The 14,101-nt window shown below is 66.2% G+C and carries 14 protein-coding genes; 5 read left to right on the plus strand and 9 right to left on the minus strand.

What is annotated here, in order from left to right; translation table 11 throughout:
- Nucleotides 1-71: 71 nt before the first annotated feature.
- The 6 genes from B6S44_RS25170 to B6S44_RS25195 all read right to left on the minus strand — a co-directional run bounded on the left by B6S44_RS25170 (nucleotide 72) and on the right by B6S44_RS25195 (nucleotide 6,220).
- Nucleotides 72-902 (minus strand): phosphodiesterase, encoded by an 831-nt coding sequence (locus tag B6S44_RS25170; protein ID WP_129159619.1) that lies wholly within the window; start codon nucleotides 900-902, stop codon nucleotides 72-74.
- Between the two features lie 106 nt (nucleotides 903-1,008).
- Entirely contained in the window at nucleotides 1,009-2,343 is a 1,335-nt protein-coding gene (locus tag B6S44_RS25175; RefSeq protein ID WP_129159620.1) for an ABC transporter substrate-binding protein, read from the minus strand.
- Nucleotides 2,344-2,356: 13 nt separating this feature from the next.
- Complete coding sequence (locus tag B6S44_RS25180) at nucleotides 2,357-3,208, minus strand: carbohydrate ABC transporter permease (RefSeq protein WP_129159621.1); 852 nt, start codon at nucleotides 3,206-3,208, stop codon at nucleotides 2,357-2,359.
- A complete protein-coding gene (locus tag B6S44_RS25185) occupies nucleotides 3,205-4,146 on the minus strand; it encodes a carbohydrate ABC transporter permease (RefSeq protein WP_129159622.1) in 942 nt (313 codons plus the stop codon). The genes B6S44_RS25180 and B6S44_RS25185 overlap by 4 nt, the downstream gene beginning before the upstream one ends.
- 159 nt (nucleotides 4,147-4,305) lie before the next feature.
- On the minus strand, nucleotides 4,306-4,842 hold the full coding sequence (locus B6S44_RS25190; protein ID WP_129159623.1) for a GNAT family N-acetyltransferase: 537 nt from the start codon (nucleotides 4,840-4,842) through the stop codon (nucleotides 4,306-4,308).
- 232 nt (nucleotides 4,843-5,074) lie between these two features.
- Nucleotides 5,075-6,220: a type III PLP-dependent enzyme gene (locus B6S44_RS25195; protein ID WP_129159624.1), complete on the minus strand. Its 1,146-nt coding sequence runs from the start codon at nucleotides 6,218-6,220 to the stop codon at nucleotides 5,075-5,077.
- Between the two features lie 699 nt (nucleotides 6,221-6,919).
- On the opposite strand from B6S44_RS25195, the gene B6S44_RS25200 reads away from it, so the two are divergent.
- Nucleotides 6,920-8,497 (plus strand): OpgD/OpgG family glucan biosynthesis protein, encoded by a 1,578-nt coding sequence (locus B6S44_RS25200; protein ID WP_129159625.1) that lies wholly within the window; start codon nucleotides 6,920-6,922, stop codon nucleotides 8,495-8,497.
- A gap of 177 nt (nucleotides 8,498-8,674) precedes the next feature.
- On the opposite strand, the gene B6S44_RS25205 is transcribed toward B6S44_RS25200, so the two are convergent.
- Complete coding sequence (locus tag B6S44_RS25205; protein WP_129159626.1) at nucleotides 8,675-9,103, minus strand: RidA family protein; 429 nt, start codon at nucleotides 9,101-9,103, stop codon at nucleotides 8,675-8,677.
- Between the two features lie 168 nt (nucleotides 9,104-9,271).
- Here B6S44_RS25205 and B6S44_RS25210 point away from each other — a divergent pair, with 168 nt between their 5' ends.
- Complete coding sequence (locus B6S44_RS25210; protein ID WP_129159627.1) at nucleotides 9,272-9,994, plus strand: AprI/Inh family metalloprotease inhibitor; 723 nt, start codon at nucleotides 9,272-9,274, stop codon at nucleotides 9,992-9,994.
- A gap of 21 nt (nucleotides 9,995-10,015) precedes the next feature.
- On the opposite strand, the gene B6S44_RS25215 is transcribed toward B6S44_RS25210, so the two are convergent.
- Both B6S44_RS25215 and B6S44_RS25220 read right to left on the minus strand, forming a co-directional pair.
- A complete protein-coding gene (locus B6S44_RS25215; protein ID WP_164985959.1) occupies nucleotides 10,016-10,633 on the minus strand; it encodes a GNAT family N-acetyltransferase in 618 nt (205 codons plus the stop codon).
- Nucleotides 10,634-10,794: 161 nt separating this feature from the next.
- Entirely contained in the window at nucleotides 10,795-11,391 is a 597-nt protein-coding gene (locus B6S44_RS25220) for a LysE family translocator (RefSeq protein ID WP_129159629.1), read from the minus strand.
- 96 nt (nucleotides 11,392-11,487) lie between these two features.
- On the opposite strand from B6S44_RS25220, the gene B6S44_RS25225 reads away from it, so the two are divergent.
- From B6S44_RS25225 to B6S44_RS25235, 3 genes are all read left to right on the plus strand, one after another.
- A complete protein-coding gene (locus tag B6S44_RS25225; RefSeq protein WP_248309754.1) occupies nucleotides 11,488-12,351 on the plus strand; it encodes a LysR family transcriptional regulator in 864 nt (287 codons plus the stop codon).
- A gap of 80 nt (nucleotides 12,352-12,431) precedes the next feature.
- A complete protein-coding gene (gene zapE / locus B6S44_RS25230) occupies nucleotides 12,432-13,610 on the plus strand; it encodes a cell division protein ZapE (protein ID WP_129159631.1) in 1,179 nt (392 codons plus the stop codon).
- A gap of 11 nt (nucleotides 13,611-13,621) precedes the next feature.
- A complete protein-coding gene (locus B6S44_RS25235) occupies nucleotides 13,622-14,101 on the plus strand; it encodes a GNAT family N-acetyltransferase (protein ID WP_129159632.1) in 480 nt (159 codons plus the stop codon).

Consider the following 14,101-nt stretch of genomic DNA (forward strand, 5'->3'; position numbering starts at 1 on the left):
GCAGAACAAGCGGACGCTGGTATGGCCTGCCGTTCCGGGGGTCAATCCCGCCGGCGCCAGGCCTATGCTCTTCAGGCGTGCGCTCCGGGATAATCGGCGTCGAGCACGAAGGGGTAGGGGCCGGGATAGCGTTCGACATAGGCCATGTGGCTGACGAGTCCGGTGCCGGACCGATAGCTGTGCAGGTAATAGGCCGGCGGCTCCATGTGGAAGGTGGCCGGACCCTCGGGCGCGAGGTCGAGCGTGACCTGATGCGTCACGCTCGGCGCGATCTGCGCGATCGTGCCGGCAAAGCGCGTCGTGATCGGGCGATGATGGTGGCCGCAGACGATGCGTTCGATATTCTGATGCCGGCTAATGATATCGCGGAAGTCATCGGCGCCGTCGAGCAGGCGAATGCGATCCATGTGGATGATGCCGCAATCGAAGGGCGGATGATGCATGAAGATGACGACCGGCTTGCCGTTCGCGCCGGCGAGCGCCGTCTCCAGAAAGGCGAGGCGCTTGTCGCAGAGCGCGCCGGCACTCTGGCCCGGCAGAAGGGTGTCGAGGCCGATAAGGCGCATGTCGCCGATATCGGCGCTGAACTGGATGAAGCCGTCGTCGAGAACCGCATGCGGCCCGAGCTCGAGGCCGGCCATCAAGGTTTCGCGGCGGTCGTGATTGCCGGGGAGCAGCAGCACGGGCACCTCGATGCGGGTGAGCAGGTTCGCCAGCAGCTCATATTCCTCGGCGAGACCGCAATCGGTGAGATCGCCGGTGATCACCAACGCGTCCGGACGCGGGCGCAGGGCGGCGACCACGTCGAGCGCCCGCTCGGTTAGGGCATTGGTCTCGGAGACGCGGTAGGCCGGCTTGCCGAGCGGACGGATGTGCAGGTCGGTAATATGGGCGATCAGCATGGTCGTCTTGTCCGGTAGGAAGGCATCATGGCCGGCTCCAGGCCGGCTATTTCGGAAAGGAACGAGTCGTACCCGGGTCTGGACCCGGGTACGACCTATTGTCAGCTTACTGCGTCGGCAGCTTCAGCGCGGTCTGCTCGACATAGGGCCTCATGATCTCGTCGGCGGTCTTCTGGGCCGAGACCAGCGCCTCCTTCGGCTGCTTCTTGCCCGAGAGCACGGCCTGCAGCTCGTCTTCGATCGCCTTGCGGACCGGAACGGTCTTGTAGGTCGCGAACCAGGGTTTGGCGTAGGCGAGCTGGCTGACGGCGATGCCGGCATCAGGGTTCTTGGCGATGAACTCCTTCATCTCCGGCAGGTCGTAGGCCGCCATGTTCGGGGCGAAATAGCCGGTGGCGCGGCTCCACCAGCCGGACTTCTCCGGCGAGGTCATCCAGTTGATCAGGGTCCAGGCGGCCTTGCGGCGCTCGCCCTCGACCCCGGTCGGGATGACGAGCGAGGCGCCGCCGATCGGCACCTCGTTCTTCACGTTCTTCGGCACGAAGGCGACCTTGTAGGGGAACTTCGCGTTGGTGCGGATATGGGTGAGCGAGCCGGTCGAAAGCAGCACCATCGAGGCCTGCCCGGACAGGAAGGCGGTCGAGACCGCGCCGCCCGCTTGCACGCCGGCCGGGTGAACCTTGTGCTTGGCGACTAGATCCGACCAGAAGGTCAGCGCGCCGAGCATGGACGGGCTGTCGTAATAGACCTCGCCGCCGTAATCGACGTTGAACCACTGGCCGCCATTGGACTGGGTCAGGGCCTGCAGGATCCAGCCGCCATAGTCGTAATTGGACGGCGCGATGACGCCCCAGCGGGTGACGCGGTCACCTTCGCGCCTGGTCAGCTTCTTGGCGGCGGAGGCGAGCTCTTCCCAGTTCGAAGGCAGCTTCTCGGGATCGAGACCGGCTTCCTTGAAGTGGTCGGCATTGACGTAGAGCAGTGGCGTCGAATTGTGGAAGGGAACGCCATAGACCGAACGGTCGAGCACGGCATTGCCATGCAGGGCGCGGAAGAACTGGCCCATATAGGCCTCGTTGGTCTTGCCGTCGGTCTTGATCAGGTCGTCGAGCTTCTGGATCTCGCCCTCGATCTTGAGGTCGAGCAGGAAGTTGGCCGACATGATCACCGCCGCCGGCGGCTTGCCGGCCTTCATCGCGGCGCGGGTCTTGATCAGGGTCTCGTCATAGGAGCCGGTATAAACCGGGGTCGCCTTGATCGCCGGGTTCTTCTCGTTGAACTCCTTGATCAGCGCCGTCATGTCGCGGGCGAGCTGGCCGTCGACCGGGACCGGGAAGAACAGCTCGATCTCGGTCGGCGCCTGGGCGAAGGCGGGTGCGACGGCGAAGGAGGCGGCCAAGGCTGCGCCGGCGAGAACCGATCTGCGGGTGGTGCTGGTCATCTTCTAAAACCCCTTATTTGATGCCTGACGAGACGAAGGAATTGACGAAGGCGCGCTGGAACAGCGCGAAGGCGATCAGCAGCGGCGCGCTGACCATCAAGGTGCCGGCGGCGATGACGCCCCAGGCCTGCGCGCCCTCGGCACCGCGGGTAAACGAGGCGAGGCCGACGGTGAGCGGGCGCAGATCCGGCGAGTTGATCACCATCAGTGGCCAGAGGAACTCGTTCCAGTGGCTGGTGACGGAGACGATTCCGAAGGCGATCAGCGAGGGCTTCGCCAGCGGCAGGTAGATGAAGCCGATGCGCTGCCAGACGCTGGCACCGTCGATCAGCGCGGCGTCCTCGAGCTCGCGCGGGATCGCCCTGAAGGCCTGGCGCATCAGGAAGGTGCCGAAGGCGGAGGCGAAATAGGGCGCCATCACGCCGAGCAGGCTGTCATAGAGGCCGAGCTTCGCGATCGTCGCCAGATTGGGCACGATCAGTACGACCGGCGCCAGCATCAGCTGCAGCAGGAAGAGATAGAAGCAGAGCGTCCGGCCGGAGAACTCCAGCCGGGCGAAGGCATAGCCGGCGAGCGTGATCATCACGATCTGCCCGGCGAGGATGCCGAAGCTGATGACGGCGGTGTTGAGGCCGTAGCGCGGGAAATCGGCCGAGGCCCAGGCTTCGGCGAAGTTGCCGAGCGTCGGGACATAGGACGGGACCAGCGAGGCCATGCCGGAGCCGCCATAGGTGTGCGGGTTGAAGGCGGCGACCAGCATCCAGAGGAAGGGCGCCATCCAGAGCGCGGCGATCAGCAAGGTCGCTGCGTAGCCGAGCTTGGGCGAGATCTCGCGATTGGCCACGCCGCTCGAGGCTTCGATCATGGCTCGCGCTCCCCGAAGGAGCGCTCGAGCGTGCGCAGCGAGCTTGCCGAGATGACCAGCAGCAGGGCCAGCATCACGAGCGTGCCGGCGGCAGCGCGCCCGGCGTCGTAGCTCTCGACCGCCTGCTGGTAGACATAGAACAGCAGGAGATTGGTCGAGTCGGACGGGCCGCCCTTGGTCAGGACGAAGACGTGGTCGACCTGGGTGACGACGTTGATCAGCCCGATCACCATGACGAAGCCGATCGTCGGCTTGAGATAGGGCAGGGTGACGTAGCGCAGGCGCTGCCAGGGATTGGCGCCGTCGAGGATCGCGGCCTCATAGGCGTCGGCCGGGACCGCCTGCAGCCCGGCAAGGAAGAACAGCATGTAGTAGCCGGCGTTCTTCCAGATCGTCAGGCCCATGATCGACCAGAGCGCGATATCGGGATCGCCGAGCCAGTTCGGGCCCGAGATCGCGAGCTTGGCGAGGTGGTAGTCGAGCAGCCCGGCATTGGGCAGGAAGATGAACAGGAAGATCGAGGCGGCGGCGACGAGCGGGATCAGCACCGGCAGGAAGAAGAGCGAGCGGAACAGCGCGTTGATACGGCTCGACCTGGCGAGCGCCATGGCGAAGCCGAGTGCCAGAACAAGGCTCGGGATCACCGTGCCGAAGGCATAGAACAGGTTGTTGGCGAGCGCCTTGCGGAAGGCAGCGTCAGCGAAGAGCGCCGTGAAATTGGCGAGGCCGACATAGGCCTGCGGACCGCCGATCTTGATCTGGTTATGCAGGGCCTGCCAGGCGACCTGAATCACCGGCCAGTAGGTGAACAGCGTCAGCAGGACGAGCGACGGGGCCAGCAGGCCGAAGGCGAGCATCGTCTGGCGGCGAGGCCGCCAGGCCGCGAGCCGCAGTGCCTGCGGTCTTGCCAATCTGCTCGTCAGAACCGTGTCCGCCATCGTCCCCGCCTTCGCGGGGGGTGATGGCGCTGCTGGACGACAGTCCGGTGAAGATCGGATGACGTTTAAGCAACGAAGCCGGTGAAATAGCAGGCGCCTGAACGCAGAACGGGCAGACCCTAGGGCCTGCCCGCTGAGCTTGGTGTCGATGCTGCGATGTCAGGCGGCGCGACGTCGGAGACCCTCCGCCCCTGCGGCCGGGACCAGCGTCCCCGTGGCCTTCAGCACGCCGGTCGCACCATGAAGCGCGCCCTCGCGCAATTCTAGGCCGAGGAAACGCTCGCGCTCGACCGGGCCCGGCATGGCGAGATCGGCCATCGGCTCAGGCGTGAAGCCGAAACGCTCGTAATAGGGCGCATCGCCGACGAGCAGGATCGCGCCATGGCCGCGACAAGCCGCGCGCCAGATCGCTTCGCGCATCATCGCCTTGCCGACGCCTTCGCCCTGGAGCTCCGGCTCGACTGCGAGCGGGCCGAGCAGCAGCGCCGGCTTGCCGTTCGCCTCGACATGCCAGAGGCGCACGGTCGCGACGAGCGCGCCGTCGCGCTCGGCCGTCAGAGCGAGGCCCTCGGCTGGCCGACGGCCGTCGCGCAGGCGCTCGCTCGACTTCGCCGTGCGGCGCTCGCCGAGGCAGCGGTCGAGCAGGGCCTCGCGGGCCGGGATATCGGTCTCGATCTCGTCGCGGATCGTGATCATGACGCACCTCCTGCCGGAGCGCCCGCCTCGTCGCGGACCTTCCCGGCGCCACCCGAAAAGGCGGCCACAAGCAAACAGGGATGTGTGGAAGAGGGTCCGGCGGGAGCCACGCCCGCGCTCCATTCTTGGAGGCACGAACGCTCCGCCCGGTTTCCCGGGCAGCCTGCCGATAGGTGACAGGGCGCTTCGCCGGACCCGATTGGTGAGGGGCTGGCGAACCAGCCCCTATTCGTCAGATGACGTATTGCTTCAGCGGCGGGAAGCCGTTGAAGGCGACGGCCGAGTAGGTCGTCGTATAGGCGCCGGTGCCCTCGATCAGGACCTTGTCCCCGATCTCGAGGCTGAACGGCAGCATGTACGGGGTCTTCTCGTACATGACATCGACCGAATCGCAGGTCGGGCCGGCCAGCACGCAGGGAACCGTGGCGTCGCCGTCGCGGATCGTGCGGATCGGGTAGCGGATCGCCTCATCCATCGTCTCGGCCAGGCCGTTGAACTTGCCGATGTCGAGATAGACCCAGCGAACCTGGTCGTCCTCGCTCTTCTTCGAGATCAGCACGACCTCGGCCTCGATCAGGCCGGCTTCGCCGACCATGCCGCGGCCCGGCTCGATGATGGTCTCGGGCAGACGGTTGCCGAAATGCTTCGACAGCGCCTGGAAGATCGCATCGCCATAGGCCGGGACGCCCGGGATCGGCCGCAGATAGCGCGCCGGGAAGCCGCCGCCGAGGTTGACCATCGACAGCGAAAGACCGCGAGTGGCGCACTCCTTGAACACGGCCGAGGCCGAGGCCAGGGCCGAATCCCAAGCGTTCACATTCGCCTGCTGCGAGCCGACATGGAACGAGATGCCATAGGCCTGGAGGCCGAGGCGATGGCCATGCTCGAGCACGTCCGCGGCCATTTCGGGCACGCAGCCGAACTTGCGCGAGAGCGGCCAGTCGGCGCCGGCGCCGTCGCAGAGGATGCGGCAGAAGATGCGCGCGCCTTCGGCCTTGGTGGCCTGGGCGGCACGGGCGATCTTCTCGACCTCGGCCTGGCAATCGACGGCGAACAGGCGCACGCCGAGCTCCATGGCGCGGGCGACGTCGCGCTCCTTCTTGATGGTGTTGCCGAAGGAGATGCGGTCCGCCGTGGCGCCGGCCGCGAGCGCGAGCTCGATCTCGACGACCGAGGCGCAATCGAAGCAAGAGCCGAGCTTGGCCAGGAGGCGCAGCACTTCCGGCGCCGGGTTCGCCTTGACCGCGTAGAAGACGCGCGTGTCCGGCAGCGCCCGGGAGAAGGCGACATAATTCTCGCGCACGACCTCGAGATCGATCACGACGCAGGGACCATCCTCGCGGCGGTCACGCAGAAATTCACGGATGCGCTCGGTCATGAGACGCTGCTCCTCTTCGGCGCAAGCGGCGCCGATACGACGTGTAGCCGTTCGAGTCGTTCGCGATCCGAGGCGCGTTGGAGACGCCTTAGGATTGCGGACGAGACGTCCGGACCCGAAACACCGTCGATTGGGAGGTTAACCCCGCACGCCCGGCAATGAAGGACAAGCCTCTTCGGTGTTGGCCTTTGGAGGACCAACGAGACCAAAAAAGCCCGCTCCGTCGTTGCTTTAAGCTACGTCCCCCGTGGAGATTCGGGGTTCGCCGGTTTCGCCTCCGGCTGCTGGTCGCTGTTCGGGAGCGGCCCTCTTGCGAGAGCCGGGAGCGTGATTTGAGGGGATGTCCATCCCCCTCCATCCGTTTCCCATCCCTGGCGGCTGTCCGGCCTCTTGTCCGGATGCCCACCGACCAGCACGCGGCCACAGGCACGTGCGAATTGGGTGAGCCCCATATACGGAGGGGTGACCCCGGCTTCAAGTTTTTTCTGACGGCCGGGACCGGATTTTTTAAAGGACGGGGCGATAGTGGCCGGGTGCTGTTCCAGTGTCCTCTTAACGCTGGCCCATGCGGGCTGCGACTGCGCCCTAGACCGGCCCCATTTCATCCCCTAAGTCGTTGGCGTAGCGCGCTTCGCGCGACTGGAGGCGAGCGATCGGCCTCCAGCCAAGAGTTGTATTAAGTCGGGGCAAGTTTCGATCATGACGGTTACCGATCGCCGCCGGGTTCTGGCCGGGCTGAGCGCAGCGCTGTGCGCCACCGCGGCGCCGCAGGCTTTGCTGGCGCAGCAGCCGGAGCAGGCACCGCCGCAGCCGCGCTTCGGCTTCGAGGATGTCGTGCGCCGCGCCCGCGAGATCGCCGCTGTACCCTATGAGGCGGGCCCCGCGCTGCCGGAGGCGCTGACGCGGCTCGATTTCGATGCCTGGCGCGAGATCCGCTTCCGGCCGGAGCGGGCTTTGCTCGCCCAGTCGAATTCCGGTTTCCGCATGCAGATGTTCCACCCTGGTTTCCTGTTCACCCGGCCGGTGACGGTGAACGTGATCCGGGACGGCGTGCCAACGCCGGTGCCCTATGCCGCCAATCTCTTCGACTACGGGCGGACCAGGTTCGACAAGCCGCTGCCGGTGAATCTCGGCTTCGCGGGTTTCCGTCTGCACTATCCGCTCAATGACCCGCGCGTTTTCGACGAGCTCATCTCCTTCATCGGGGCGAGCTATTTCCGCGTGCTCGGGCGCGGGCAGCGCTATGGCCTGTCGGCGCGCGGCCTTGCGATCGGAGCGGGGATCCCCGGCGGTGAGGAATTCCCGATCTTCCGCGAGTTCTGGGTCGAGACGCCGACGGCCGACGCCGAGCGCGTCACAATTTATGCGTTGCTCGATTCGCCTTCGGTCACGGGCGCCTATCGCTTCCATGTCTATCCGGACGGCGACAGCGTGGTCGATGTCGGCGCGGTACTGTTCCCGCGCAAGCCGATCGACAAGCTGGGTCTGGCGCCTCTCACCTCGATGTTCTTCACCGGCGAGAACGACCGTCGCTTCTATGACGACTTCCGCACCGAACTGCACGATTCCGACGGCCTGCTGATCCATTCCAGCACCGGCGAGTGGATCTGGCGGCCGCTGCGCAATGCTCGCGTCGCGGCCTCCTCCTCCTTCGTCGAGCGAAATGTCCGCGGCTTCGGCCTGATGCAGCGCGATCGCGCGTTCGAGCACTATCAGGATCTCGACCTCGCCTATGAACTCAGGCCCTCCTACTGGGTCGAGCCGCAAGGTGATTGGGGAGAAGGTGTGGTCGAGCTGATCGAGCTGCCGACCACCGACGAGACCAACGACAATATCGTCGCGCTCTGGGCGCCGAAGACGCCGCTCGAGCCCGGCCGCGAATTCCGCTTCGGTTACAAGCTGACGGCCATGGTCGATTCCAACGACCTGCACCCCGGCGGGCGGGCGATCAACACCTATCAGGCCAAGCCCAAGGCGCTCGGCTCGGGCGAGCCCGTGACGGAGAACGCCCGGCGCTTCATCGTCGACTTCGCCGGCGGCGACCTCGGCTACTATCTGAAGCAGCCTGAGAAGGTCGAGATCGTGCCCTCGATCGCCTATGGCCGGATCAACCGGGCCTTCCTGGTGCCGAACCCGAAGACGGACGGCTTCCGCGCCTTCATCGACATCGTGGTCGAGCCGGGCCAGCTTGCCGAGATGCGCGCCTTCCTGAAGAGCGGTAGCAAGACCCTGACCGAGACCTGGAGCTATCCCTGGCGGGCGCCCGATGCAGGCTGAGGGAAGCTTCGACGCGCAGGCTCCATCCAATCCCGCCGATCACGGTGCCGTCATTCCGGACAAGCGCCGAAGGCGCGCGGCTCCGGAATCCATCGTAGGACGCCGAGCTTTACGATGGATTCCGGCGCTCCGCTTCGCTGCGGCCGGAATGACGGGTCGAGGTGAACGAAAACGCGTTCAGAATTTCGGCGCGGTAACCGTGCGCGCGGCCTTGCGCCGCTTCTCGGGAGCGGCCGCGACGACTTCGATCTCGACCTTGAACTCCGGCAGGGTGAAGCCGGAGACGATCATCAGGGTCGAGGCCGGCGGCGGCGAGCCGACATGGGCATCGCGCGACTCCATATAGCCCTTCATATGAGTGCGGTCGGTGACGTAGGCGTTGACCCGGACGATGTCCTTCAGCGTCATCCCCGCTTCGCCCAGGATCGCGGCGATGTTGGCGAAGCAGAGATCGGCCTGCTCCCTGACGCTTTCGGGGATCGTGCCGTCGGCCGCGATGCCGAGCTGGCCTGAGCAGAAGACCAGCCGCTGGCCGGATGGAAGCTCGGCGCCATGGCTGTAGCGGGCAAACGGGGCGCGGATCGTAGCGGGATTGAGCGGCTTCATCGGTCGGTCCGGATGGCGGGGGGCATCGTTCTGCCATGCTAGGCGCATGCTGCAAAACCATGTTGAGACTTGACCGGCGCCCTTTTTGCAGCCTTGAACGCGCTCATGTCACGTTCAGGCGTCAGGTTTCACAGTGCTCCGGATGGCCGGGCTATCGAAATGACGGGGATGAGCTTGAGGACTTCTGCGCTGCTGCGGGCTGCGAGCCTGCTGCCTCTCCTGCTGCTGACCGCTTGTGCCGGCTCGCAACGCTTCGGCGGATACGGCTCGGGTTCGGGCCAGGCCGTCGCCCGCGCGCCGGTCTATGGCGAGCCCATTCAATCGGCACCGCCGGTCCAGTCGGCCCCGATCACGTCCGAACCGCTGCCGCCGCCGGGGGGATATCCGAGCGCGCCGCCGCCACAAGCGGGCGGCTATCCGCCTGGTGGTCCTGCGCCGGGCATGCCGCCGCAGAACGACCCGTTCTTCGATCCGCAGGCGGCGCCGCCGCCGCAACAGCCGCCCGTGCAGCAGCGCCCGGTCGAGCCGGCGCCGCCGAGCAATCAGGTCGCCAATGCCAATCCTGGCGTGACGCCGGGCGGCGGCTCAACACGCGGCGGCGCGGTCTCGTCGCGCGATGGCGTCATCGGCAGCTGGACGGCGCAGGAGGCGACCGGCGGCGCCTGCCGGGTGCAGCTCTCGAGCTCGCCCTCGCTCGACCTCTACCGCGCCAATGCCACGGGCTGCAGCAATCGCGACCTGCAGCAGGTCAATGCCTGGGATTATCGCGACGGCGAGGTCTATCTCTACCAGCGCGGCGGCGCGGTGGTGGCCCGCCTGCGCGTCGGCAGCGGCGGCGCCATGAACGGTGCGATCACGAAATCGGGCGCCGGGCTCTCGCTCAACCGCTGAACGCGGCGCCCGATTTCGGTGTCAGTGCCGCGAGGCCGGTCGCCCGAACAGGGCCGAGGGCCAGAATTTGCGCTGCAGCGAGAGCGACAGGGTCGCGAAGCTGCGGGCGTTGTCCATCGCCTCGTCGAGCAGGGTGAAGGGCGTCGCCGCGCCGGTGGCGATCCGGCCCTCGACGTCGTTGTAGCCGCCGACCATCTCGGCCTCGAACTTGCGGGCGAGGTTTCGCATCGCGGCGTTCTCGGGCAGGCAGGTCATGTAGAGCGTGCGGATGTTGCGGTTGCGCGATGCGGTGATCAGGCGGCCGAACAGCGCCTCGCCGATGCCGCGCCGGCGCCAGTCACGCTCGACGCTGAAGGCGGCCTCGCCGGTCTGGATGACGATCTCCTCGAGTCCGCGCAATTCGGCGGCGCCGCGGACTTCGCCGGCTTCGACATAGGCGTAGACGAGTCCGCCGACGCCGAAGGTGGTCTCGGCGTAGCTCTTGAGAAAATCATCTGTGACCGCCGTCCCGAAGCGCTCGCGCCGCGTCGCGGCATCGAGGCGAAGGAGATGGGCGGTGAAGAGATCGCGCTCGGCAGGCCAGAGACGCCTGACCTCGCCATGTCTGGCCTTGGCGCCAGCTTTGATCGAACGATTCAATTGCAACTCCTGTGAAAGCGCGGTTGCGCTGCCCAAAGGAGGCGAATCTTCCCTAACTCGGAGAGCAAGATGAGCCTCCGATCAGGGAATACAAGAGGCGCGATTGCGGCAATTTACGGCTAAATGCCTGTAAAAATGGCGAAAATGGTCAAGACTGTGCGCTAACGCCACATCGTGGCGATTGATGCGGCCAGCGCCAGCGCGAGCGCGACATTGAGCAGGCGCCACTGCCAGTCGTGCCGCAGCAGCCGCGCCAGAAGCAGGCCGGCGACGCACCAGAGCATCAACGACAAAAGCGCAAGGATGCCGAAGACGGTTCCGAGCAGGGCGGCAAGTTCGGCTGCGCTGTGGGCGAGCCCGGCGAAGGATGCGGCGGCACCGAGCGTCATCGCCCAGCCCTTCGGGTTCTGCAGCTGGATCCAGAGGGCGCCGACAAAGCTCGTCGGCTTTGCGATGCTGCGATCCAGATGCGGCGGGCCGCTGCGGGCGATCTTGACGGCAAGCCAGAGCAGATAGGCCGAGCCGGCGAGCTTCATCGCGAATTCGAGGGAGGGCAGCGCCAGCAGCAGGCCGGCGAGCCCTGCGGCCGCGGCCACCGCCATCGCGGCCAGCCCGATGGCGACGCCGATCATGAAGGGCAGGGAGCGGCGGAAGCCGAAATGCGCGCCGGAGGCGGTGGCGAGCGTTGTGGTGGCGCCCGGCGTCACCGTCGAGACGGCGGCGAAGGCGATGAGCGGCAGGATCGATTCCAGCGACATGGGTGGCTCCAGGCGGAGCCACGGGATTAAGTTCGCCTAGAGAATGATCAAAACGAATGTTGAAGCGGTTCAGCATTACGGTTCATAATGCTGGAGATGCGTAATCTCGACCTCGAACTGATCCGGGCCTTCGTCGCAGCCGCCGACCATGGCAGTATGACCGTGGCCGGCAATGCGCTGCATCTGACGCAGAGCGCCGTCAGCCAGCAGATCATGCGGCTTGAGCGGCGCCTCGGGCAGGTCCTATTTTTGCGCGAGCGGCGCGGGTTGAAGCTGACCGCGGCGGGCGAGCGGCTGCTCGCCAAGGCGCGTCGGCTCATCGGTCTCAACGACGAGATCTGGGCAGAGATGACCACCAGTTTCGGCGGTACGGTGCGGCTCGGCGTGCCCTATGACCTCGTCGGCGCAAGTCTGGCGCCGATCCTGAAGGGTTTTGCAGAAGCGAGCCCGTTGGTCGAGATCTCGCTGGTCTGCGCCTCCTCGCCGCAATTGCTGGAAGCGCTCGGCAAGGGCGAGGTGGATCTTGCCCTGGTCGAGGAGCCGCTCGCAGCAGCGGGCGGCGAGTGCCTCGGCATCGAGCGGCTGGTCTGGGTCGGCGCCCGGGCCGGCACCGCCCATCTGAAGCAACCCTTGCCGCTCTCGCTGGTCGCCGATAGCTGCGCTTTCCGGCCGGCGGTGACCGAAGCGCTGGATGCGCAAGGGCGCGGCTGGCGCAGTGTGTTCGAGAACGGCAATATCGACGCGACCACCGCGACCGTCCGGACCGACCTTGCCGTCACCGCCTGGCTCGCCTGCACGGTTCCGCCCGATCTCGACATTCTCGGGTCGGCAGAAGGATTGCCCGACCTGCCGCCCTTCGCGATCACACTACATCTGTCGCGCTCGCAGCCCTCGGAAGCAGCGCGCGAGCTCGCCCGCCATCTGCGGACCGGCTGGTTGCGTCCGCGGCAGGCCGCATAGCTTGCTGGCCTCGGCGAGGGTTGCAGGCCGGCCCGCCCTGCCGTAACCCCAAGGACGACGTCCTTTCCTGCCTCAAGGCCATGTCCGCCACGCTCCCCGAACGTTATGACGCCCTGGTCGCCTCAGGTGCGATCGAGCGCGATCCGGCGCAGATCGCCGTCATCAGGCGGCTGCAGGCGCTGTCGCAAACGCTCGCCAGCCGCAAGCTGGCGAAGAAGAGCAGCGCGCTTGGCTGGCTCTTCGGCCGCAAGCAACCGGATGCGGATACGGTCAAGGGCCTCTACATCTGGGGCTCGGTCGGCCGCGGCAAGACCATGCTGATGGACCTGTTCTACGAGACGGTCCCGGTTACGGCGCGGCGGCGGGTGCATTTCCATGCCTTCATGGCCGATGTGCACGAACGCATCCACGCCTATCGCCAGGCGCTCAAGGCCGGGACGGTCAAGGAGCCGGATCCGATCGGCCCGGTGGCGGCCGAGCTGGCGGAAGAGGCGAGCCTGCTCTGCTTCGACGAGTTCACCGTCACCGACATCGCCGACGCGATGATCCTCGGGCGGCTGTTCACGAAGCTGTTCGCCGACGGCGTCATTGTGGTCGCGACCTCCAACGTCGAGCCGTCACGGCTTTATGAAGGGGGCCTCAACCGCGCGCTCTTCCTGCCTTTCATCGACCTGCTCGCCAGCAAGGTCGACGTCATCAAGCTGGAGGCCCGCACCGATTTCCGGCTGGAGAAGCTCGGCGGCGCGCCGACCTATCACGTTCCCGCCGACGACAAGGCCAGGGCTGCGCTCGACAAGGCCTTCAGCCAGCTCTCCGGCGTGGCGCAGGGCGCGCCGACCACGATCTCGATCAAGGGCCATGAGTTGAAGCTGCCGCAGGCGGCCGGCGCGGTCGCACGGGCGAGCTTTTCCGATCTCTGCGCGCAGGCCTATGGCGCTTCGGATTATCTTGCGCTCGCCCAGCGCTTCCATACGCTGATCCTTGACGGGATCCCGATCATGGACATCGAACGGCGCAACGAGGCCAAGCGCTTCATCATCCTGATCGACACGCTCTATGAGAGCCATGTGAAGCTCGTCGCCTCGGCGGCGGCTGAGCCGACAGGCCTTTACGTCGCGCAGGCCGGCCGCGAAGCCTTCGAGTTCGACCGGACGGTGTCGCGCCTGATCGAGATGCGCTCGGAGGAATATCTCGCCTTGCCGCATGGGCGGGCCGATTCGGCTGCGAGCGGCGATACGACCGGCTTGGTCGATACGTGACGGCGCATCCCATGTCTCATGGCGCGGTCGAGATCAGGCAGGCGACGCCCGCGGACGTGGAGGAGATCAGTGCGATCGTGCTGCGTTGCCTGCGCGAGACCAACGCGCAGTACTATGCCGCCAGTATCATGGCCTCTGTCATCGAGAATTTCTCTCCGGAGAAAATCGCGGCGAGGCTAGTTGATCGGATCGTTCTGGTGGCGACTGTCGAGAGTGGAATCATCGGGACGGCGAGCTTGCATGGCAGCTGGGTGCGAAGCGTTTTCGTACGGCCCGACGGGCAAGGGCTGGGCATTGGCGCCCGGCTCATGCAGGCCATCGAAGAATGTGCCGACGCACAGGGCACCAGGCAGATTTCGGTGCCATCATCGATCAATGCCGAAGGGTTTTATCGCCGGCTGGGGTTCGTGCATCTGCGCGATGAGCTTCAAGGGCAGGAGCGGGTCATCGTGATGGTGAAGTTGCTCACTCCTTCGACCGAGCAAGGCTGA

The organism is Allobosea sp. Tri-44, from assembly GCF_004123845.1.
In the GTDB taxonomy this organism is placed as follows: Bacteria; Pseudomonadota; Alphaproteobacteria; order Rhizobiales; family Beijerinckiaceae; genus Allobosea.